The sequence below is a fragment of the Gilliamella sp. Choc6-1 genome, from assembly GCF_001690385.1.
Classification (GTDB): Bacteria; Pseudomonadota; Gammaproteobacteria; order Enterobacterales; family Orbaceae; genus Gilliamella; species Gilliamella apicola_A.
The window spans coordinates 1-686 of the sequence record NZ_LZHI01000016.1; the positions used below are offsets into that span (position 1 = coordinate 1).

Here is a 686-nt window from a genome sequence, read left to right on the forward strand (position 1 = left end):
TTAATATTAGGTAGTAGTTTACTGATGTTATCGTTACTGACAGGGTGCGATTTTACCGATTATAAAACGCGAATTCAAAGGGAAAACGATATTAATAACCCAACAGGAAATAAAAAATCTTGCTTAGCAGTGGGGGATTTAACTGAGGATATGTATCCTTATACTATTCACTATGTTGAAGGCGAAATTGATCCGAAAGAGCCTTATGATAAAGTAAAACAAAATAGAAGATTAAACTTAAAACTATCCCTCTATGCTAAAGAGGGATTATTTACTGAAGAGCTGGTTGGTCATGACGGCGATAAGCCACTGTACCGTTATAATTTAACGGATGAAGGTCGTAAATACGTAGATTGGTGGGGGGGGACTAACTTCTGCTTTGGTCGGGTTGTGGTAGAAAAAATTATAGATGTGGATAATCAACTTAAAGGCATGCGTATGGTTACGTTTACCTACCATTTAGAAAATGTGCCAAATTGGATAAAAAATAAAGATATTTATAGTCTATATCCTAATTATAGCGAAATTGAACCCGCGGTAACGGGTAGTAGACCTGCTTTAGGAAGTCATTATTACAATATTAAGTCGGATGGTAGATTAAAATTGATCCGTGCGGAAAGTGGTAATTATCTTTTATAAAGTTATTTTAATTCATTAGATTACTGTTAAGTTTAAGATTTGCGGGG

The 686-nt window shown here is 34.8% G+C and carries 1 protein-coding gene; it reads left to right on the forward strand.

The window, feature by feature from the left end; translation table 11 throughout:
• A partial coding sequence (locus tag A9G36_RS02145; protein WP_065585347.1) for a hypothetical protein occupies positions 1 to 639 on the forward strand: 639 nt, incomplete at its 5' end.
• Between the last annotated feature and the right edge of the window lie 47 nt (positions 640 to 686).